Raw genomic sequence first — 20,043 nt, 5'->3', positions numbered from 1 at the left:
GCGTGCTTGACCATTCATCACCGACCGTCCCCGACCGACCGATCCGGGTGCGACCCGCGAAGATTCGTCGCGTAACCCACCCCGTACGCGCCGACGCCCGGCGCAATTACGAGCGCATTGTCTCGACCGCGCAGGCGGCCTTCGCCGGCCTATCGGGGGCGATCCGCATCGAGTACCGTTGTCCGGCAGTGCCCACCGTTGTGCCGGAATGCGGATCGCACCCTCCCCGAGCGCGTTAATGTCGGTCATCAGGTCCGCGATTCACTCCGCAGCACGACATCCGCGACACCACAAGGAGAGCCGATGGCCCCGGCCGTTCCCGCAACCGCGAGAAAGGCGCTCCCGACCGTCATCTGCACCGCGGTGGTCATCGCCGCCGCACTCTGGCAACACGAGACGGTAGCCGCGGGCATGCGCGCACTGCTCGCCGCCGATCCGGGCTGGCTGGCCCTCGCGCTCCTGGCCACCCTGGGACTCTGGCCCACTTCGGTCTGGATGCTGCGCGGCTCGATTCCCGCCGAACCCTCGTCGGCCCGGCTCTTCGCACTGCAACTCGCGGTACCGGCCATCGGCCTGATCCCGGCCGCCTCACTGCTGATCCGGCTGCGCTTCCTGCGCCGCGAGGGCCTGAGCCACAGCGCCGCGGTCGCCTCCATGACCCTCTTCGGGTTCGCCGCGCTGGTGGTGCGCATACCGCTGGTGGTCATCGCCATCCTGGCCACGCCGAGCCTGATCCACCGCACCAACGGACAACCGCCCTGGCACGATCTGGGCCCGCGCGTGTCCGCGTGGTGGCATCGGACCACCGAGAACAGCTGGCACGCGGCCGGATTGGTGGCGATCGCGGTGCTGATCGCCGGTGCGCTGCTCGCGGCCGCCACCCTGCTTCTGCGCCGCCGGCTCGCCGGGCGCGGCGGCTGGCGCGGCCTGGTGCACCACGCCCGCACCGGGCGCGCCGATGCCGAGTTCGCCTGGAAATCCGTGGCCGCCACCGCACTTCGGCCCGGCCGCGCCGCGCTGCTCTGGCTCTGCGCGCTGGCGCAGCCGCTGCTGATGGTGGTCGCGCTCTGGGCGGTCCTGCACGCGGTGGGCGCGGGGCTGAGCCTGGCCGACACCTTCGTGGTGCAGTTGGTGACGGTCGCACTGGCCCCGCTCATGCCCTCTCCCAGCGGTGTCGCCTCCAAGGAGATCACCCTGGCCGCCGGGCTCACCGCCCTCGCGGGACTCACCGGCGGTGTGGCCGTCGGCGCGGCGCTGGGCTTTCGGCTGCTGACCTTCTGGTTCCAGATTCCGCTGGGTCTGGGGTCCTTCGCCTATCTCAATCACCGCCGCGCCATCTGACGGCGCGGCCTTCCCGGGCTCCCCGCGGCCCGGTTAGCGGCGGATCAGACCAGCGTGCACTCGATGGTCGAGAACTTGGCGACACCGCGCCACGACGTCTGCGCCTGCCCCTTGGCCGCACGCATACCTCCGCGCGCGCTGACCGACACCGTGGGCAGCTGCGCGCCCGCATAGTCCTGTCCGGTGCAGGTGTAGTCGATCGACACACCCGGGCCGTGCGGACTCGCCTGGGCCGGTGCGGCTCCGATCAGGGCGAATGCCGGCGCGACCGCCAGCACCGCGACGGGCACACCCATCCACAACCTCGAATTCACAGGCATCTCCTCACGCACAATCGGGGCAAGCGGTAAACAGCAGCCGAATTCTCGCATGCGGAACCGGACCGCGCCCCTCGGTCGAATGATCTCGGGGCGCGTGCACCGTTGCGACGAGCCCCGGCAGCAACAATCCGGTGCGCGCGTAGTGACCCAGATGGTTGGTGCCGAATTGCACGTCGAAGCCCTGGGCGGTGCGAATATTCTTGGGCAGCGCCATGACTCCCGCATTGTTCACCAGGAGGTCGATCGCATTGTGGCGGGGGTCGAGGTGATCGGCGGCGCGGTGGATCGAGGCCAGATCGGCCAGATCCAACGGCAGCACTTCGGGTTTGGGACCGGTCGCGCCCGCGCTCACCTGCTCCAGCGCGGCGGCGGCCTCGAGTTCATTGCGGCAGGCCATCGGCACGTGCACGCCCTTGGCGGCCAGGGCTTCGGCGGTGCGCAGACCCGGTCCGCTGTTCGCACCGGTGACCACCGCGGTCTTACCCGTCTGGTCGGGGAATGTCGTCGACGCTCCAGGGTCGCGGTAGTGGTGGGAGCCGCGCCGTACGGGTCCGGGCGGAGAGCACTTTGGCCATTCCGTTCACCCTCCTCCGGAATTTTACCGTCTGAGACAATCTACTCGAACGTGTTAGGCTGCGACAGTTCCGGCGGCAGGCGGCCGCCGATGAGGAGATCGATTCGAGGGGGCCGCAGATGACCGGCGACCAAACCGACTACGGCACAGCGATCGAGCCGCAACCCGGACAGTTCGAACAATTCCCCCGACTGCTGTTCGCGGAGTTCGCGGCCTGGGCCGGACCCCGGCTGCACCGCGCCGGGAAGCTGCTGCGCGCCGAGTTCATTCGCGGCGTAATCGGCTTGGCCGCATTGGGTTTCGCACTCATCGCGGCGGCCTACGGCACCGTCTACTTCCTCCGCTTCCTCACCGAACTGCTGACGCGGTGGATGCCGCGGTGGGCGGCGTTGCTCAGTACCTCCGGCCTCCTGCTGATCCCCGCCGCGGTCGCCGCGCTCTTCGGGTTGTGGCAGCTCCATCGCCTGCGCAGCGTGCGCGTCACCGCCGCGGTCGCGGTCCGGGCGGGCAGCGCCGCCCGCTCCTTCGCGCACCGAAACCGGCACGACGGCACCGAGTTCCGGCCCTCCCGTCGCATCGAGAAGGAATAGCACCATGCTCACCGCCGTCATTGTCGCCGTCGTGGTCATCGTCGTCCTCGGTGCGCTCGGTGCGGGCGTCATCGCCCTGCTCGCGCGTGGCTGGTCCCGGGATGTGCTGGCCGGGAAGGGTTTCCGGACCGAACCGCTGTCCTCGGATCGCATCGACGACTACCTCGCCGACAAGGGCGCCTTCACCGTCACCGCCACCCGCGAATTCGCGGCGCCGCCCGCAAAGGTCTGGGATGCGTTGCAGCTCACCGGGACCTTCTCCTGGCTACCCCTGGTCAATGGGATTCGCTATCAAGACCAGACGCGACGCGAGGGTGCGCTGCGCACCTTCGACGGCACCTTCTTCGCGGTACAGGAGCGAGTGGTGACCCTGGCTCCGCATCGGCGCATGACCACCACCGGCACCAGGATCTCGCTGCCGGTCCTGGTCGAATCGTTCGCGCAGGACCATCAACTCACCGAGACCGCCGACGGCACCGCGCTGGCCTGGACCATCGCCTTCCGGCCGCGTATCGGCGCGTTCCTGCCGCTACGCTGGGCAGCCCCCTTCGTACGACCCTTCGCCTCCTACGCCCTGAAAGGGCTCGACACCCGCCTCTAAGGCTCCAGCTTGCGCGCCAGAGTGTCGTCGATGCGGGACAGCACGACCGGGCGGCTGAGGCGGGCGCGCAGCCCGGTCAGCCTGTCCGGCTTGATGACTCGCGCCGCCAGGCGCGCACCGCCGGGTGACACCCGGATCGCCAGATACAGCGCCCGCGCCTCAATGGGCGTGGGCACCACGGCGGGATTGCGCGCGGCCGCCCATGCCACGTCGGCCACGTCGACCGCGTAAGTCGTTGCGTCACCGCCGAATGCCTCGATGGACTCGGCGGTCCGCACCGTGCGCGCCTTGTCGATATCGGCGGCGATGACCATGGCCTTGTTTCGCGCGAAGCGCTGCGCCACGGCGCGGCCGATACCGGTGCCCGCACCGGTGACGACCACGACCCGATGCTCGAAGTCCGATATGAGATCTCCTGATTCCGTGGCTGCGTTCCCTGCGATTACTGTCCCAGACAATGTACACTCCAGCGCATCAGCGCATCAGCGGATGAAACCCTTCCACCCGGAGATCGCCTTGGTGACCGGCGCGGGCAGTGGTATCGGTCGCGGCACCGCCAAGGCCCTGGCCGCGCGCCGGGGTCACCGTGATCGTCGCCGACATCACCTTCGCCGCCGCGAAAGATACTGCGGTGCTGATCTATTCGTCGGGTGGACGGGCATTCCCGTATGCCCTGGATGTCGCCGATCCGGTCTCGCCGGCGGCCCTGGCCGACTACGTGCGGCGGGTGCACGGGGTGCCCGATGTGGTGGTGAACAATGCCGGTTTGCAAACCTACTGGGAACCACCGGAATACGATGATCCGCCACCGCCCATCCCACCGAGGAGATGAATATGGCACAGCGACCCCCCACCCCGGCCGAGCCGCCCACCCGCCGCAATCTGCTGATCGTGGCGGCCATGGCGGTCACGGTGATCGCCGCGCTGGTCGCCGCCGCGGCGATTGTCGCGGGCTGAACGGGGGCGGCCCGCACGGGGCGGTGGCTCAGACGGCCCCGTTCAAACCGCCTCTCGCGCAGCGCTTCCGGGGCTCTCCGCATCCAGGCCGACCAATTCGTCGAAGCGGGCAACCACCTTCTCGTGGTACATCCCGAACAGATCCTCGAACAGCGACAGCTGCGCCTCGGACGGGCCGGTCCCGGACTCCCACACCGCCAGCAGCGCGCGCCACACCAGCACGTGCAGATCGGGCGAGACCGCGAAGAAGGCCCGCACCGCCTTGGGCACCTCGAAGAGCATCTCGCCCACCGAATTCAGCACCGCGCGCCGCATACTGTGATCCAGATCGGTGAGAAGGTCTCGGACCAGGCCGATTTCGATCTCGAGCAGGCGGGCGTAATCGGGTTCGTCGGTGCGCGCGAGGGATTCGAGCTCATCCACGGCCGCGTGCAGGGCGCGGGTGTCGGCCCCGGCCTCGAGTTCGGTGTAGTCCAGCAGCGCCTCGAGCACGATGACCCGTTCCGCGGCGACGATATCGCGGAACATATCCGAGGCCGGGCCCGGTTCGGGCATGGACAGCCGGAAGAGTCGTCGGTAGACGTCCAGGCCGCCGGTCCGGCGGACATCGCGCACGGTGAAGCCGCGACCGCGGTGCGCGTCGACCAGTCCATAGGACTCGAGCCGCCCCAGCACCAGTTGTGCGGTGGCCCGGTTCATCTCGAATTCCTCGGCGACCTGGCGCACCGAAGGCATCAGATCACCCGGTGCGTACACCCCCGTGGCAACGCGGCGCGCGAGTTCGTCGGCGACATCGGCGACGACCGTCCGGGCACCCATCTGTCACCTTTCGACAACTTTCGGATACGTCCCAGACAGTTTATGCTCTCGTATGCCAAACTGCACGTGCGCGCACCCGCATCGTCGCGTGCCGCGCACACGATGAGGTGAGCACATGACCGAGCGGCGAATCAGCAGTCGTTCCAGGGGTACCGGCGGCACGCCGCCGGTTCGGACCGCGGTTCGCAATGCCAAAATCGCGTCACTGCCCATCGCATTCGCCGGGCGGCAGGCGGCCGGGGTCGCCAAACGGGCGCGCGGGAAATCCGCGGCCGAGGTCGATCAGGACATCCAATTGCGCACGGCCCGGCACATTTTCGAGGTGCTCGGCGAACTCAAGGGCTGCGCCGCCAAACTCGGGCAGCTGCTCGCGCTGTACGAACTGGCGCTGCCGCCGGAGCTGGCCGAACCGTATCGAAAAGCCCTGGCCCAGTTGCAGGATTCCACCCCGACCATGCTGCCCGGCAGTGTGCACACCGCCATGGCCGCGGAGATGGGCGCGAGTTGGCGACGGCTTTTCCGGGAATTCGACGATCGGCACGCCGCGGGCGCCTCCATCGGACAGGTGCATCACGCGGTATGGCGGGACGGCCGGCAGGTTGCGGTGAAGATCATGTATCCGGGCGCGCATCAGGCGGTGCTCGGGGATCTCGAGCAGCTGCGGCGGCTCTCCGTCCTGGCGACGGTGTTCGTGCCCGGGGCCGATGTGCCCGCGGTGACCGAGGCCATCTGCACCAGCGTCGCCGAGGAGCTCGACTACGCCGCCGAGGCCGAACATCAGCGGGTCTTCGCCGCCGCCTTCGCCGATGATCCGGATTTCGTTGTGCCCGAGGTGGTTACGCAGCACGGAGATGTCATCGTCAGCGCCTGGCTGCACGGGACGCCGGTGACGCGGATCATCGAATCCGGTGCGCCCCAGGAGCGCAGCCGGGTCGGGATGCTGATTCTGCGGTTCCTGCTCTCGTCATGGGCGCGCACCGGACTGCTCTACTGCGATCCGCATCCCGGCAATTTCCGGGTGCTGCCGGACGGGCGGCTCGGGGTGGTGGATTTCGGGGCCTGTGTGGACTGGCCGCAGGACGGATTCACCGAATTGGTCGTCGAGGTGGTGGAGACCGCGCTCAACGGCACCGTCGCCGATCTGGACGCGGCGCTGCGGCGGCACGGATTCGTCGAGCCCGGTCGCTCCTACGATGTCGAGGCCATTGCCGAGGGCATCGCGGTGGTCACCGAACCGCTGGCGCAGAACGGGTTTCGCTTCACCAACGAGTGGCTGCGGCGGCGGGTGCGGTATGTGATGGATCCGCGGCTGAGCAATGCGCATCGGCAGATGACCATTCCCGCGTATGTGACACCGTTCGCGCGGGCGCTGCTCACCGCCATGGGCGTGCTGTGCGCGCTGGACACCGCCGGGCCGGTGCGCGGTGAGTTCGCGCGCTGGTTCCCGCAGTTGGCCCCGGCCTTCGAGCGCTATGACAATCACCGGTCCCAGCCCACCGATCTCGGACTGGTGCGCCAGTTGCGGGCCACCGCGCCGGTTCGGCCTTTCTCCGTGGTGAGCTGAGACCCCATAGGGTCACTCGGGATCGGGCATAGAACGGTTCTATGGATCCATCGATTCATGGCCGGTACCGGGGACTTCGGCGGCGGCCGATGCTGGATGCATGACCACACTGACCTTCCGCCCCGGTGCCGACGCCCAGTCACCTGCTGTGGAGTCGCGGGCGGCCGCGCCGTCGTCCGGTGTGGTCCGGCCGCAGCCCGCACCCGGCCACGCCCTGCGCGGGCTCGCGCCCAACTGGTTCGCCGTGGTGATGGGCACCGGCATCATCGCCAATGCCGCCGCCACCCTCCCCCTGCAATTCCCCGGCCTGCGCGGGCTGGCCACCGCCGTGTGGGCGCTGGCCGCACTGCTGCTGATCGGACTCTCCGTCGCCTGGGCCGCGCACTGGCGGCGGCATCCCGAGGTGGCTCGTTCGCACGGCGCCAACCCCGTGATGATGCAGTTCTACGGCGCTCCCCCCATGGCCCTGATGACCGTCGGCCTCGGCACCCTGCTGCTCGGCGGCGAGGTGATCGGCATATCCGCCGCGGTCGCCGTCGACTGGGTGCTGTGGAGCACCGGCACCGTCCTGGGCCTGATCTCGGCCTGCGCCATCCCCTTTCGGATGATCACCCGCCACAATTTCGACGCCGATGCCGCGTTCGGCGGCTGGCTCATGCCCGTGGTGCCCCCGATGGTCTCGGCCGCGACCGGTGCGATGCTCATCCCCCACACCCCTGCGGGCCAGCCCCGGATGACCCTGTTCTTCGCCTGTCTGGCCATGTTCGGCCTGAGCCTGATCGCCGCCTTCATCACCATCACCATGATCTGGTCCCGGCTCCTGCACCACGGCCTGCCCGCCGCGGGCATGGTGGCCACCGTCTGGATCGTGCTGGGCCCCCTCGGCCAATCCGTCACCGCCGCAGGCCAACTCGCCACCGTCGCCGATACCGCCCTGCCCGCCCGGGAGGCAGCCGGACTCGACGTCTTCGCCCTGCTGTTCGGCGTCCCCACCTGGGGCTTCGCCATGCTGTGGCTGGGCATCGCGATCGCGGTGACCGTGCACGCCCGAAAGTCCATGTCCTTCAATATGACCTGGTGGGGCTTCACCTTCCCCCTGGGCACCTGCGTCACCGGCAGCACCGTGCTCTACGCCCACACCGGAGCCGCCCTGTTCGCCGTGGCCGCGGTCGCCCTCTTCGCCCTGCTGGTCGCCGCCTGGGCCGCCGTCGCCGCCCGCACCCTGCACGGCGCGGTACACGGCAACCTCCTGCGCCCCGCGCACTGACTCGAACCGGCGATCGGAAGCGGCCTCGGCTACTTCCGATCGTCGTTGGGCGTGCGGCGGATCATCGGGTGATGCTCCGGGTCCGAGGCGTGCGAGGTCAGATCGATCCACTACGAGGCGGTGCCGCCCTGCACCCGGATCAATCGCGGCCCGACCGCCGCCAGCGCGTCCTGTAAGGCCGGTTCGTGCCATTGCCGGGCACGGTGACGGCGTCGGGGCATCGAGCGGTGAGATGATCCGCTCAGCGGCAGATCTTGGTGGCCACGTCGGCGGGGACGCCCATGTCGGTGCAGTGCAGGGCGCTGCCGAGATCGACCGGCTTCCAGCCGCCGTCCGCTCCCACGTAGTGGAACAGGACCTGGGCTCGGTTGACGGTGTTGTTGTGAGTACCGCTGTGTGCCATGGCCCAGTCGCCGGAGCAGTCGATCTGGTCCTCCAGTTCGATCGGCTTGGCCAGGCGGGACTCGATGTCGGTGCCCTTCAGGGCCGCCAGCAGGATCGATTGGGTGACGGGGCAGACCGGTGGGGTGCTGCCGGAGTTGGGATCGGTTGCCCGGGTGGGGAAGTCGCGGTCGGGGGTGACCGTGTGGTTGTCCGAGCCCAGGGTGAGCGTGACCACCACCGGGCCGCCGGAGGGGCAGCAGCTGGCGTCTTGGCCTGCGAGCCAGCGGTATTGGACGCGTACGCTGCGATCGGAGGAGCCGACCACCGAGGTGTAGGCGGTCCAGTGCTGTGTGGCGGTGCCGAGGTACCCGGCGTGGTTGAACAGCATGACGTGCCAGGGGGAACTGGCGGTGCCGCGCGGGGTTCCGGCGAGCACCCACAGCAGGGCCGGGCAGGAGCCGAGTGCGGCATCGGTTCCGCTGTCGGCGTAGAAGCCGTCACCGCCGACATTGGGGCCGAGTCTGCCCAGCGCGGCGGTGACCACCGGGGAGTTCAGATCGACGCATTTGCCGTTTCCGGCGGTCGCGGGGTCACCGTTGCCGGTGGGTTGCGTGGCTCCGGGGGACTGCTGGGTCGGCTGGGTCGCCGAGGGCCGCGCGGAGCCGGGCGGGGCCGCGGTGATCGAGGACGATACCGACGATCCCCCCGGCGCGGGCGTGGTGCCGCCGTCCTGGCAGGCCGTCGCCAGGGTGACCGCGGCGACCGCGGCGATGATCCCGGTCAGGCGTCTCATGTGCGTCCTCTCGACTCGGCACTACCCGTGTGTCGCGTCCGAGGCGAAAGGCGTTGCAACCCCGAAATTATGGGCACGGCCGGAGGAGATCTGGCGAGCGGACCGCTAACTATTTTTATGAAACAGGTATCTTCCAGAAGGTTGCCGGGTTAGGTTCGCCTTCGCCGGACAATCGGCATTGTGGTTATCGGAGGACACCGTGGAATTTCTAGGCTCCATCGCCGGGCTCGCCCAGATGGTCATCGGCACCATCCTGGCCAACACCGGATCGGGTGGTTCCGGCTCCGGCTGGTGAACGCGCCGTTCGGCTCGCTCGCGGGCGAGCCGAACGTTTTCCGGATCGATTCCGGTGCGCTGTAACCCCGGGCGCTATCTACTGGAAGACGTGAAAATGCGTCTTCGGCGGATGCGGGGAGCAGCGATTCATGGTGCGGCGGGCGGCGGCTTCGCGCGCGGGGACCGAGACCGGGCGGGGGCTGCGGCTGGTGTCCGGTGAGGGGTACTCCGGATGGGAAGCCGTCTATCGGGACAATGTGGGGTGGGTGTACGCGTTGATGATGGGGAAGGTCGGAAACCACGCCGACGCCGAGGATTTGACGGCCGAGGTGTTCACCACCGCGCTCGAGCCGCTGCGAATGTCGGCCACCGTGCCCGAGGTGCGGGCCTACCTGCGCGCCACCGCGCGCACCGTCCTGGCCAGGTACTGGCGTACGCGCATGGGCCGCGCGATCACCACCATCGATGACGATTTCGTCGATCAGCCGGTCGAGACCGCCTCCGACGGCGTGGCCGAGGGCAAGGTGCGCGCGGTACTGGCACGATTGCCCGACAACTATCGGCGGATACTGGAGCTGCGCTTCCTGCAGGGTCTGTCGGTGCGCGATGCCGCGCGGGAGCTCGGCGTCACCGTGGCCAATGCGAAAGTGTTGCAGCACCGGGCATTACAGCAGGCGGCGCGGGAGAGTGCGGGAGGTGCCCGATGAGCGGGCGCGAGGTGCGACGGTATGTGGAGGACCTGCTCGGCGGGCGGCGGCCCCGGGGATTCCGGCCCGACGCGGCCGAGGCCGAGGAAATGCGCACGGCCATCGAACTGCGCGCGGCCCGTACCGGCGGCGATACACCCAGCGAGGAGTTCCTGACCGGGCTGCACCAGCGATTGGCGGCGGAAATCGATGGGGTGGAACAGGATCCCCCCGCGCGGGACGGCACCCGTCGCCGCGATGTGCTCATCGGCACCTCCACCGCGGCGGCCGCGGCCGCCGTCGCGGTGGTGGCGGAACGGTCGCTGACCGATCATGCCGAGCCGAATTCCCCTGCGGCGCAATCGACCCTGGCGCCCAATACCGGATCCTGGCGGCCGGTCGCCGCGAGCGCGGATCTGCCCGAGGGCGGCACCGTCGCCTTCGATATCGGCGCGGTCAACGGATTCATCCGGCGCGCCAACGGTATAGCGGTCGGCGTCTCCGGCGTCTGCACCCATCAGGGCTGCAAACTCTGGCTGGACGCACCCGCGGATCGGCTGCGCTGCCCCTGCCACTCCACCTCCTTCGCCACCGACGGCAGCGTGCTCTCCCATCAACTGCCCATCTCCCCCGCCCCCCTGCCGATCCTGCGGGTCCGCGAAAATGACGGCGCCATAGAGGTTTTCGCGCCGACCGTGTAACCCCGCCGCCTATCTGTAGATGAAGGAACCCGCGCCAGCGGGTGCACGCATCTTCCAGACAGGACCGCAATCATGAGACAGATCCGCAGTCGGCGGCGGGCGGCGCTCGGCCTCACCGCTGTCGCGACCACCCTGCTGGCGGTGAGCGCCTGCGGTGGCGGCAAGGCCCCCGAAGCCACCGCCCCCACTCCCGTCTTCGCCTCCGGCACAGAGACTCCCGGCCTGGTTCCGGGTGGTGCGGGACCGGCCATGCCCGGCATGCAGGGCACGTCCATGCCGACAACGGCGTCGGCGGGCGCACCGGCCGGCCCGAACGCCGTCACCATCGACAATTTCGCCTTCGCCCCGGCCAGCCTGACCGTACCGGTGGGCACCACGGTCACCTGGACCAACCGCGATGAGGAGCCGCACGATATCGCCGCCGGGGACGGCGGCTTCCATTCGCCGAATCTCGGTGCGGGAGCGAGGTATACATTCACATTCAGCAAGGCTGGCACCTTCACCTACGTGTGCTCCATCCACCCCTTCATGCACGGCACCGTGGTGGTGACGCCATGACCGAACAGGATCCGCAGACCATGAGCCGCCGCCAGCTCATGCGGCACAGCGCCTGGTTCGGCGCGGCGGTCGGATTGGCGGTGGTCGGCGGTGAGGTGGTCTCGCATATCGCGGGCACCGCCGCCGCCGCGACCGACCGGCCCACCCTGCGTTTCGCGCAGATCAGCGACAGCCACATCGGCTTCACCGGCACCGCGAACGCCAATGTCACCGATACCTTCACCGAGGCCATCGGACAGGTGAACGCCCTGGGCTACACCCCCGATTTCGTCATCCACACCGGCGATCTGACCCATCTGGCCACGCCCGAGCAGTTCGACCAGGTGCATCAGATGATGGACGGTCTGCACACCCCGCACGTGTTCACCGTTCCGGGCGAACATGATTCGAGCGATGACGGCGGGCAGCGCTATCGCAGCGTCTTCGGGCGCGGCACCCGCGGCGACGGCTGGTACAGCTTCGATATCGCCGGGGTGCATGTGATCGGCCTGGTCAATACCTTGAATCTGCAATCGCTGGGCCATCTGGGCACCGACCAGTTGGAGTTCGTGCGCAAGGATGTGGCCGGACTCTCCAGTGACACACCGATCATCGTGTTCAGCCATATCCCGCTGTTCGCCATGTATCCCCAATGGGGCTGGGGCACAGACGATGCCACCCAGGCGCTGAGCTATCTGCGCAGATTCAGCTCGGTCACCTGCCTCAACGGCCATGTGCACCAGCTGTTCACCAAGACCGAAGGGAATATCACCTTCTACAGCGGCACCACCACCGCGTACCCGCTGCCCAAGCCCGGCGACGGCCCCGCGCCCAAGCCCGTCACGCTGCCCGCGGGCAAACTGCACGACGCGCTCGGCATCCGCGAGGTGACCTTCGAACGGGGAAAGCAGATGCTCGCGATCAAGGACCAGACGCTGAAGTGACATAACAAGTCGATGACGGTGTGCGGTTCCGCGTCTCGCCGCAGTGCCGGAGAACGAATGCAAACGCAAGATGATCTACTAGGCTGGGCAGTAACAAGATGGAGGGAGAGCCTGTGCCACTCCACCGTTTTCGATCATCGGCGGGCGCATGTCTCATGGCCGCGCTGATCGGATTGATTCCGGCGTGCTCCTCCTCCTCGACGCCCAATGGCACACCCGTACCGGATACGCCGGTGGCACCGGCCATCACGCTCACCCCGGCGCAGGGGGCGAGCGAGGTGGACCCCTCGGCCCCCGTGGAGGTGAGCACCAGAAGTGGTGTGCTCACCGCGGTCTCGCTGACCAATGACGAGGGCCGGGCCATCGAGGGCACCTTCACACCCGACAAGACGGCGTGGAAACCCAATGTCCAACTCGGTTACGGGCGCACCTACACCCTCGAGGCCGAGGGGATGGCCGTCACCGGCCTCACCGGACCGGTCACCTCGACCTTCAGCACCATCCAGCCCGCCAATCAGACCAAGGTGTACCTGAACACCACCGGTGGCGAGGCGCTGGCCGAGGGCGGCACCTACGGGGTCGGCACGGTGATCGTGGCGCACTTCGACGAGGACATCACCGATCGCGCCGCCGCGCAGAAACGGCTGATCGTCAAGACCGATCCGCCGGTCGACGGGGTCTGGTACTGGATGGACAACCGCAATGCGCACTGGCGCCCGCGCGACTACTACCGGGCGGGCACCAAGATCAGCGTGGCCGCGAACATCTACGGCGTGCAGGTCGGGCCTGGGCTGTTCGGGCAGGAGGACAGCAAGGTCGACTTCGTCATCGGTCCCGCGCACGTCTCCATCGCCGATGACAACACCCATATGGTCGATGTCTTCGAGAACGGCAATCTGATTCGCTCCATGCCCACCTCCATGGGACGCGGCGGCAGCGAAACCATTGCGGGACGGACGATTACCTTCTGGACCCAGCCGGGCGTCTACACGGTGATGGACAAGGCCAATCCGGTGATCATGGACTCCTCCACATACGGGCTGCCGATCAATTCCCGGCTCGGCTACAAGGAGGCCATCGGCTGGGCCACGCGCATCAGCACCGACGGCATCTACCTGCACGCGCTGGACTCCACCATCTGGGCGCAGGGCAGTCAGGACGTCTCACACGGCTGTCTCAACCTGAGCTCGGAGAACGCGCGCTGGTTCTTCGACTACGCGTTGCCGGGTGATGTGGTGGAGGTGCGCAATACCGGCGGTGCGCCACTGGAGGTCTGGCAGAACGGTGACTGGGGCGTGCCCTGGGACGAGTGGGTCGCGGGCAGCGCCAAGTAGTCGCGCGACAGGTGTGGATCCCGGCCACAAGCATGCCGGGATGACGGGAACAGTCGAAACCGGCGAAGCGGTAGCCCTGGACGGTCCGCGGCCTCTCGACGCTGTTCGGGGATTCCATTTGCCGCTGTACATGCTTCTAATTTGACTGAGATTTCAGTTTTTTCTGCGTAGTGTCGGCGTCGATTTCAGCTGGTCAGGGCAATCAAGCAGGCTGATCAAGCAGCGATGCATCCGGCCTGCGGGATTGACTGACTGAAAATTCAGTTCCAGACTGGCTGCACGACCGTCCCCGATTCAGGAGCCAAGAACAGCTATGAGTGAGCCGGATTTCGTCCTCGCCACCGCCACGACCCCGCCGCCCTCGTACGCCCGGATGACCGAACCCGAGCGCACCCCGCTGCGGGTGGGCCTGGTCCAGCACCGCTGGCTGGCCGATCCAGCACAGCTGCGGGAGCGGCTGCGCGCGGGCATCGGGCTCGCGGCGGCACAGGGCGCACGTGCGGTATTCCTGCCCGAACTGACCCTCTCGCGGTACCCCGCCGACGTGCCCGCCGCGGACAACCCTGGCGCCACCGCCGAGGATCTGCTGACCGGCCCCACCTTCGAATTCGCCGCGGCCGCCGCCGCGGAACACGGTGTGCTGGTGCACGCCTCGCTGTACGAACGCGCCGAGGGCGCGGACGGGCTCGGCTTCAATACCGCGATCCTGGTCGCCCCGGACGGTGAATTGCTCGGCCGCACAAGGAAACTGCATATTCCGATCAGCGCGGGCTACTACGAGGACACCTACTTCCGGCAGGGTCCCGCCGAGGAATCGCATCCGGTGTACCGGCCCGAGGCGCTCGACGGCGCGGCGCTGGGCCTGCCGACCTGCTGGGATCAGTGGTTCCCGGAGCTGGCGCGCGACTACTCGCTGGGCGGGGCCGAGATTCTGGTGTACCCCACCGCGATCGGCTCCGAACCCTCCATGCCCGGATTCGACACCCAGCCCATCTGGCAGCACGTGATCGTCGGCAATGGGATCACCGCGGGCACATTCATGGTGGTGCCCAATCGATTCGGCGATGAGGGCAGCGTGAATTTCTACGGCTCGTCCTTCATCTCCGATCCCTACGGCCGCATTCTCGTCCAGGCCCCGCGCGATCAGGCCGCCGTGCTGGTCGCCGATCTGGATCTGGCCCAGCGCGCGGATTGGCTGGACCTGTTCCCGTTCCTGACCACCCGCCGCCCGGACACCTACACCCGGCTCACCGCACCGGTCAAGCTCGATCAGCCGTACGGATCGGTCGCGTCATGACCTGGCGCATGCCCGCGGAAACCGCTCCGCAGGAACGTATCTGGATGGCATTCCCGCCGCTCGGGGCGACCGCCTTCGCGGATGAGCGGTCGGTGCACGAGGCGCGCACCGCGTGGTCGAACGTCGCGCATGCCGTCCTGGAGTTCGAGCCGGTGACCATGGTGATCGACCCCGCCGACCGCGCGGCGGCTCGCAAATATCTGTCCGCCTCGATCGAATTGCTCGAAGCGCCACTCGATGACGCCTGGATGCGCGATATCGGCCCGACGTTCGTATTCGACGAGGCCGGAACGCTCGGCGCGGTCGACTGGACCTTCAACGGCTGGGGCGCGCAGGAGTGGGCGAGCTGGGAGCGGGACCGCCATATCGGCCGGTTCGTGGCCGAACACGCGGGGGCCCAGCTCATTTCCTCGGATCTGGTGAACGAGGGCGGCGGCATTCATGTCGACGGCCAGGGCACGGTGCTGGTCACCGAGACGGTACAGCTGGATCCGGGCCGCAATCCCGGGATCGACAAGGCCACGGTCGAAGCCGAGCTGCGCCGGACCCTCGGTGTGCGACAGGTGATCTGGCTGCCGCGCGGACTCACCCGGGACAGCGAGCGCTTCGGGACGCGCGGGCATGTGGACATCGTCGCGACCATTCCCGAACCCGGTGTGCTGCTTGTGCATTCGCAGCGCGACGGTGCGCATCCGGACGCGGCGGTGACGGCGGATCTCATCGCCGGGCTGGCCGAGACCCGCACCTGCGAGGGATCCGCCTGGCGGATTGTGGAAGTGCCCGCACCGCGGGTACTTCGGGACGACGAGGGCTGGGTGGACTACAGCTATATCAACCACCTGGTCGTCAATGGCGGTGTCATCGCCTGCGGCTTCGACGATCCCGCCGATGCGCAGGCCCGCGCGGTGCTCGCCGATGCCTACCCCGGGCGCACGGTGGTGAGCGTGGACGCGCGGGAGATCTTCGCGCGCGGCGGCGGCATCCACTGCATCACCCAGCAACAACCCGCTGGGCTAGCATGACGGCAGATCAGAAGGGGTGACGGCGAGCGGTGAAGGACAGTAGCGGGCCGAAGCGGCGCGAGGCGATCCTGCGGGCCGCCGCCACCGCGATCGCCGAACGCGGGGTGCGCGGGCTGCGGGTCAGCGATGTGGCGGAGGTGGCGGGAGTCTCGCCCGGACTGCTCTACTACCACTTCAAGGATCGCGACGGTCTGCTCGCGGCGGCGCTCGCCTATATCAATGACCGCGCCCGCTCCTACCGCACCGCCACCGATCCGGGTGACTCCGCGCGCGAACGCCTCATCCGGCAGGTCCTGGACGAGATCCAGGATCGGCCGGAGGTGCGCGAGAACTCCCTGGCCTGGAATGAACTGCGCGCCTGCGCCGTCTACGAACAAACCCTGCGCGCACCGCTCACCCGCACCTCACTGCGCTGGACCGCCGAGATCGCCGATGCCATCCGGCTGGCCCAGGCGCTCGGCGAAATCGCCGACACCCTCGATCCGGATCATCTGGGCGGTATCGCGACCGCCCTCACCGAGGGCCTGTCCTCCCGCTGGCTCTCCGGCGAGATCAGCACCGAGCAGGCCCGCACGCAACTCCGCACCGCACTGGAAGCACTACTGCCCCAGCCGATTTCCCAGGGGCGGGGGCGGCGCAGCGCGGCCACGCACGGCTGAGCGATCCTTGTCATCCGGCGGCTGTGCGGCCGGGTCTCCTCCGACCCGCCGAGGACCCCGGCCGCACACATGCCGGGATGACAGGGTGGGCTCGAGAAGGCGGGTCAAGCGCATCCGGTGAGCGGGGACACGCGTTTCAATCGGGGTCGTCGGTCACGGCCGTGTTCCACAATGGGGACGTCGCCCATGGTCACCGCGTTCCAGGGTCTGCTGACCGGCGAGAACCCGGGGAAGCTGAGTATCAAGGTCTCGGATTGAGCTGCGCCGTAGGGGTTCTCACTTCATGGCCGCGATATACGGTCGCAACCCGAGGGTGATGTCCACGCACGCCCCGAGCAGCACATCGCGCTCGGTGGCGTCGGGGGCGCGCCGCAGCAGGAGCCGGGTGCCGAGGATGGGCGTGGACAGCGGCTGCCCGGCGCGATCCCACCAGAGATAGGTCTCATACAGATCATCGGCGATCTGCCCGAGCGTCCAGCCGCCCGCGGTGCGCACCACGTCGAGTCGGCCGAACTCCTCACCCATGCGATCGAGAATCCGCAGCCGGAACAGCTCGGGCGTCCTGGGGTCGTCGGCGGGCACGAAATGCAGCAGTGTCCCGGCGGTGGAGCCGACGGCCGTGGAGGTTTCGGCGCGATCGATAGTGCCGATGGACGTGCCGTCCGCGCGGCTGAGCACGGTCGGCGCACCGTCTTTGGAGTGCACCCACACCACCGACCCGTCGGCGTAGGTGATCCGATGCTTACCGGTGCCGCCGTTCTTGAAGCCGAAGAGTACGGCCATCTTGCCGCCGAATCCGTCGCCCGCCCCCTGTACGCCGACGGCCAGCGGATCCCCCGGCCCAGCCTGGAAGGTGATCTGCAGGGCATTGGAGACTTTGTGGACGACCCGACCTTCGATCATCATCGAGTCGCCCCGCGGGGCTGACATTGGTCGATGGTAAGCCCACGATCAGGTGCGCGGACCCGGTTTCAGCAGGCGGCGTGGCGGTGCGCTCAGTTGCCGTTCGGATGACCGACGACGGCCAGCGCCGTGGTCCAGTCCGCGGCGATGGCGCCCTGCGCGTCGGTGAGCGCGACCTTGCCGGAGCAGATCAGGCTGTGCAACTGGTTCTCCACCCGATCCTTGGGATTGGCGGTGCCCGCTCCGGGCTTGTGATCCGGTGACGGGGGTTCGACCCAGAGATTGCGGGGATCATTCGGGTCCCCGCCCAGCTCGAGCGAGATCAGATGGTCGTACTCGGCATCACGCGGATCACCGGTGAAGGCGTAGGACTTGATATTCGCCTCTTTCTCGCGAGAGGTGATGTTCGAGTCCGGCCGAATCGAAGAGGTATAGCCGGATTTGCAGATGGTGTCGGCCAGATTGGCGGCGGTCACATTCGGGTTGGTCGCCCCCGGGGTGCACGTCGGGTCCGGAAGCGGTTGCCCATCAGCGGATTTGCCGAAGTGGCAGGTACCCGGCGCGGGCTGGGGCTGCACGGTGTAGTGCCCCGGGCCCGGACCGACCGGTACGGTCACCTGTTGCTGTTTCGCCGGCGGCGAAACCACCTGTGCCACATGGTTCGCCGGATGGGTCGAACACCCTGCCGCCACCCCCAGGGCCAATAGAGCGGTTATCAGCCCTTTGTACGCGTTCATAACAATCCTCTGATCCCACAGCGAAGACTTCAATTGTGCGCTATCCCTTGGGAACACGCGCAACATCGACATGCGGGGCGGCGGGCACCGGTCCGATGGTCCTACCACACGGGAGGCGTCGCATCGAGATTGTCTCGGCCGAGGAGGAACTGTGCTCGCGCACAGCTCAATTCGGTCAGTCCTGCCCGAGGGCGCTCGAATAGGCGGCAAATCAGGCCAATTCGATCGCCGGACTATGTCCGTATTGTGCACGGCAACAATTCTGGACGGTACGATCACTTGCCATGAACACCTCGAACACCCTGCCCGGAGGGTTCGTGGCACGCGCCAGCACCGCACTGCTGGAGCGCATCGACGATGTGGTCGACCGGGTAGCAGCGGAAATCGAACGGGCCGAACCGGTTTACGGCAGCCTGCACGCGGTGACGCGGGAAGACCTGCGCCGCGCCAACCGCGCCAATCTCGAAGCGATCCTGGGCCATCTGGCCGGACGCCGCGAAGTGGGCATCGCCGCCCCGCGCAGCACCGGCCATCGCCGCGCCGAGACCGGAGTCCCGCTCCCCGCGGTACTGCGCGCCTATCGCATCGGCTCCGGCGTGGTCTGGGACGAACTACTCGCCATGGCCGGGGACGATCCCGTGGCCAGCCGCGAACTCCTCGATATCGCCTCCCACGTGTGGAAACTGGTCGACGACTATTCGCAGGCGCTCACCGACGGATATCAGGAGACGGTCGCCGAACAACTGCGCCGCGACGCCCGCGCCTACGATGCCGCCCTGGACGCCCTGGTCACCGGGCAGGTCGACGGAGCCCGACTATGGGAGTTCGCGCGCACGCTCGGCCTTCCCGCGCAGGGGTCCTACGTGGTGGTCGCCTCCACCACCGGCACCGCGGCCGCGGAGGCGCTCCCCGGGGTGGATAAGGGCCTGTCCATGCTGGGCGTCTCCTCGGCCTGGCGGGTGCGCGCCGACAGCCATATCGGAATCATCGCTCTCACAACACGTTTCACCGAACCGCGACTGCGCGCGCTGCTCACCGAGCGCAGTGTCGGCCGGGTCGGGATCAGCTCGGCGTTCGGTGCGCTCACCGACGCCTCGACGGCGCTGCGGCAGGCCGAATTGGCCTGTGCGGCAACACAGCCCGGTTCCCATCAGGTGATCGGCTACGACGACGCGCTGATCCCGGTGCTCCTGGCCGGTTCCCCCGAGGTGTCGAGCGCCCTGGCCCGCTCGGTCCTCGGCCCCATCCTGGCCCTGCCCGACCACGATCGCGAGGTCCTGCTCGAGACCATGCGCACCTGGTTCGAAGAGGACGGCGAGGTCTCCGCCGTCGCGGCCGCCCTCTTCTGCCACCGCAACACCGTGCGCTTCCGTATCAACCGGGTAGCCGAACTCACCGGCCGCCGCCTCACCGACCCCCGCGCCGCCACCGAAATCCACCTCGCCCTGGAAGCCCGCCGCATCCTCGGCGACCCGGCACCAACCCACTGACACAACCGAATTCACCGTCGGCGGCCCGAGTAGTCAACCCGGGCCGCCGCTTACGGCTCGGGACAGGTTCAGTGCGGAAGTTTCGTGGTGATCGCGGCGGGTACCGGGATGCCTCGGCGCAGGAGGGCCGCGGTGCAGGCGCGCGCCGGGAGTGCCCGGTAGGCAGACGATTTCGCGGATCGGTTCGGTTGCAGGTGACGCAGGGTGTCGGCGAGTCCGGTGGGGACGGCGGTGGTGGGGACCAGGG

At 68.3% G+C, this 20,043-nt stretch carries 23 protein-coding genes; 16 read left to right on the top strand and 7 right to left on the bottom strand.

Going from position 1 to position 20,043, the window contains the following annotated elements:
- Nucleotides 1-303 precede the first annotated feature (303 nt).
- Entirely contained in the window at nt 304-1,341 is a 1,038-nt protein-coding gene (locus NA10_RS27660; protein ID WP_067573107.1) for a lysylphosphatidylglycerol synthase transmembrane domain-containing protein, read from the top strand.
- A gap of 44 nt (nt 1,342-1,385) precedes the next feature.
- On the opposite strand, the gene NA10_RS27655 is transcribed toward NA10_RS27660, so the two are convergent.
- The gene (locus NA10_RS27655) at nt 1,386-1,655 is read right to left on the bottom strand and encodes a hypothetical protein (protein WP_157556774.1); all 270 of its coding nucleotides are present in this window, start codon (nt 1,653-1,655) and stop codon (nt 1,386-1,388) included.
- A gap of 10 nt (nt 1,656-1,665) precedes the next feature.
- Nucleotides 1,666-2,133, bottom strand: coding sequence for an SDR family NAD(P)-dependent oxidoreductase (locus NA10_RS27650; protein ID WP_067573104.1), 468 nt, complete (start codon nt 2,131-2,133; stop codon nt 1,666-1,668).
- A gap of 221 nt (nt 2,134-2,354) precedes the next feature.
- On the opposite strand from NA10_RS27650, the gene NA10_RS27645 reads away from it, so the two are divergent.
- Nucleotides 2,355-2,825, top strand: a complete 471-nt coding sequence (locus tag NA10_RS27645; RefSeq protein WP_067573102.1) for a phage holin family protein — start codon at nt 2,355-2,357, stop codon at nt 2,823-2,825.
- Between the two features lie 4 nt (nt 2,826-2,829).
- Nucleotides 2,830-3,426 (top strand): SRPBCC family protein, encoded by a 597-nt coding sequence (locus NA10_RS27640; RefSeq protein ID WP_067573100.1) that lies wholly within the window; start codon nt 2,830-2,832, stop codon nt 3,424-3,426.
- On the opposite strand, the gene NA10_RS27635 is transcribed toward NA10_RS27640, so the two are convergent.
- Nucleotides 3,423-3,809 (bottom strand): SDR family NAD(P)-dependent oxidoreductase, encoded by a 387-nt coding sequence (locus NA10_RS27635; RefSeq protein WP_067573098.1) that lies wholly within the window; start codon nt 3,807-3,809, stop codon nt 3,423-3,425. The genes NA10_RS27640 and NA10_RS27635 overlap by 4 nt on opposite strands.
- Before the next feature lie 152 nt (nt 3,810-3,961).
- Between NA10_RS27635 and NA10_RS38935 the strand changes: the two genes are divergently transcribed.
- The gene (locus NA10_RS38935) at nt 3,962-4,258 is read left to right on the top strand and encodes an SDR family oxidoreductase (RefSeq protein WP_245677939.1); all 297 of its coding nucleotides are present in this window, start codon (nt 3,962-3,964) and stop codon (nt 4,256-4,258) included.
- Between the two features lie 2 nt (nt 4,259-4,260).
- Nucleotides 4,261-4,383 (top strand): hypothetical protein, encoded by a 123-nt coding sequence (locus tag NA10_RS39265; protein WP_281180263.1) that lies wholly within the window; start codon nt 4,261-4,263, stop codon nt 4,381-4,383.
- A 42-nt stretch (nt 4,384-4,425) separates the two neighbouring features.
- Here the strand turns inward: NA10_RS39265 and NA10_RS27625 are convergent, their stop codons facing one another.
- Nucleotides 4,426-5,202, bottom strand: a complete 777-nt coding sequence (locus NA10_RS27625) for a GntR family transcriptional regulator (RefSeq protein WP_067573093.1) — start codon at nt 5,200-5,202, stop codon at nt 4,426-4,428.
- A 115-nt stretch (nt 5,203-5,317) separates the two neighbouring features.
- On the opposite strand from NA10_RS27625, the gene NA10_RS27620 reads away from it, so the two are divergent.
- Both NA10_RS27620 and NA10_RS27615 read left to right on the top strand, forming a co-directional pair.
- Nucleotides 5,318-6,766 (top strand): ABC1 kinase family protein, encoded by a 1,449-nt coding sequence (locus NA10_RS27620; protein WP_245677938.1) that lies wholly within the window; start codon nt 5,318-5,320, stop codon nt 6,764-6,766.
- A gap of 100 nt (nt 6,767-6,866) precedes the next feature.
- Nucleotides 6,867-8,033: a TDT family transporter gene (locus tag NA10_RS27615; protein WP_084515307.1), complete on the top strand. Its 1,167-nt coding sequence runs from the start codon at nt 6,867-6,869 to the stop codon at nt 8,031-8,033.
- Between the two features lie 241 nt (nt 8,034-8,274).
- Here NA10_RS27615 and NA10_RS27610 read toward each other — a convergent pair whose 3' ends face one another.
- Nucleotides 8,275-9,210: an LppP/LprE family lipoprotein gene (locus NA10_RS27610; protein WP_067573091.1), complete on the bottom strand. Its 936-nt coding sequence runs from the start codon at nt 9,208-9,210 to the stop codon at nt 8,275-8,277.
- Between the two features lie 425 nt (nt 9,211-9,635).
- Between NA10_RS27610 and NA10_RS27605 the strand changes: the two genes are divergently transcribed.
- From NA10_RS27605 to NA10_RS27570, 8 genes are all read left to right on the top strand, one after another.
- Complete coding sequence (locus NA10_RS27605; RefSeq protein WP_067573089.1) at nt 9,636-10,193, top strand: RNA polymerase sigma factor; 558 nt, start codon at nt 9,636-9,638, stop codon at nt 10,191-10,193.
- The gene (locus NA10_RS27600) at nt 10,190-10,873 is read left to right on the top strand and encodes a QcrA and Rieske domain-containing protein (RefSeq protein ID WP_067573087.1); all 684 of its coding nucleotides are present in this window, start codon (nt 10,190-10,192) and stop codon (nt 10,871-10,873) included. Before NA10_RS27605 ends, NA10_RS27600 begins: the two co-directional genes overlap by 4 nt.
- 72 nt (nt 10,874-10,945) lie before the next feature.
- Nucleotides 10,946-11,431 (top strand): cupredoxin domain-containing protein, encoded by a 486-nt coding sequence (locus NA10_RS27595; RefSeq protein ID WP_084515306.1) that lies wholly within the window; start codon nt 10,946-10,948, stop codon nt 11,429-11,431.
- Nucleotides 11,428-12,354, top strand: a complete 927-nt coding sequence (locus tag NA10_RS27590) for a metallophosphoesterase family protein (protein WP_067573085.1) — start codon at nt 11,428-11,430, stop codon at nt 12,352-12,354. Before NA10_RS27595 ends, NA10_RS27590 begins: the two co-directional genes overlap by 4 nt.
- 155 nt (nt 12,355-12,509) lie before the next feature.
- Entirely contained in the window at nt 12,510-13,688 is a 1,179-nt protein-coding gene (locus NA10_RS27585; RefSeq protein ID WP_067573083.1) for a L,D-transpeptidase, read from the top strand.
- A 373-nt stretch (nt 13,689-14,061) separates the two neighbouring features.
- Nucleotides 14,062-14,985, top strand: a complete 924-nt coding sequence (locus tag NA10_RS27580; RefSeq protein ID WP_245677943.1) for a nitrilase-related carbon-nitrogen hydrolase — start codon at nt 14,062-14,064, stop codon at nt 14,983-14,985.
- A complete protein-coding gene (locus tag NA10_RS27575) occupies nt 14,982-16,007 on the top strand; it encodes an agmatine deiminase family protein (protein WP_067573079.1) in 1,026 nt (341 codons plus the stop codon). Before NA10_RS27580 ends, NA10_RS27575 begins: the two co-directional genes overlap by 4 nt.
- A 29-nt stretch (nt 16,008-16,036) precedes the next feature.
- Nucleotides 16,037-16,666 carry a TetR/AcrR family transcriptional regulator gene (locus tag NA10_RS27570; RefSeq protein WP_067573077.1) on the top strand — a complete coding sequence of 210 codons (630 nt, stop codon included), beginning with the start codon at nt 16,037-16,039 and terminating at the stop codon, nt 16,664-16,666.
- 276 nt (nt 16,667-16,942) lie between these two features.
- Here the strand turns inward: NA10_RS27570 and NA10_RS27565 are convergent, their stop codons facing one another.
- Both NA10_RS27565 and NA10_RS27560 read right to left on the bottom strand, forming a co-directional pair.
- The gene (locus NA10_RS27565; RefSeq protein ID WP_157556773.1) at nt 16,943-17,596 is read right to left on the bottom strand and encodes a hypothetical protein; all 654 of its coding nucleotides are present in this window, start codon (nt 17,594-17,596) and stop codon (nt 16,943-16,945) included.
- 65 nt (nt 17,597-17,661) lie between these two features.
- The gene (locus NA10_RS27560) at nt 17,662-18,306 is read right to left on the bottom strand and encodes a hypothetical protein (protein WP_067573073.1); all 645 of its coding nucleotides are present in this window, start codon (nt 18,304-18,306) and stop codon (nt 17,662-17,664) included.
- A 284-nt stretch (nt 18,307-18,590) separates the two neighbouring features.
- Here NA10_RS27560 and NA10_RS27555 point away from each other — a divergent pair, with 284 nt between their 5' ends.
- Complete coding sequence (locus NA10_RS27555; protein ID WP_067573071.1) at nt 18,591-19,796, top strand: PucR family transcriptional regulator; 1,206 nt, start codon at nt 18,591-18,593, stop codon at nt 19,794-19,796.
- Nucleotides 19,797-20,043 lie beyond the last annotated feature (247 nt).

The sequence above is a fragment of the Nocardia acidivorans NBRC 108247 genome (assembly GCF_001625085.1).
GTDB lineage: Bacteria > Actinomycetota > Actinomycetes > Mycobacteriales > Mycobacteriaceae > Nocardia > Nocardia acidivorans.
Note: the sequence above shows the minus strand (reverse complement) of the source record. Positions and strands in the feature narration are given on the sequence as shown.